Raw genomic sequence first — 455 nt, 5'->3', positions numbered from 1 at the left:
AAGAACGCGTCCATCCCGAAGGTCCGCGACTCATCCGGAACGATCGGGACCAGCCGGTGCCCGAAGTTCTTGTCGCGCATCAGGTCCTTGAGCAGCCTGACAAACGCCATGGTGGTGGCGGCCTGCTGCTTGCCGGAGCCCCGGGATGCCGTTTCATATGACTTTGCGGCGGGAAGTTCGACGTCGGTGTGCCCGGGCCTGCGCTCCGGCACGAAGCCACCGAGCTCGCGCCTCCGGTCGAGGAGATAGGCAATCTCGGGTGCATTGGGGCCCGGGTGGTAGTACGGCGGGCGGTACGGATCGGCGTCAAGCTGCTCATCGGAAATCGGAATCCGGAGGTAGTCCCTGAATTCCTTCAGGTCCTCGATGGTGAGCTTCTTCATCTGGTGCGTGGCATTGCGCGCTTCAAACCTGGGTCCGAGGCCGTAGCCCTTGACGGTCTTGGCGAGGATGAC

General features: G+C 63.3%; 1 pseudogene. It reads right to left on the bottom strand.

Going from position 1 to position 455, the window contains the following annotated elements:
* Positions 1-455: pseudogene (locus J1902_RS19150) on the bottom strand (pyruvate dehydrogenase (acetyl-transferring), homodimeric type); the annotation flags it as partial.

Source organism: Arthrobacter cavernae (assembly GCF_017368795.1).
GTDB classification, from domain to species: Bacteria; Actinomycetota; Actinomycetes; order Actinomycetales; family Micrococcaceae; genus Arthrobacter; species Arthrobacter cavernae.
Note: the sequence above shows the minus strand (reverse complement) of the source record. Positions and strands in the feature narration are given on the sequence as shown.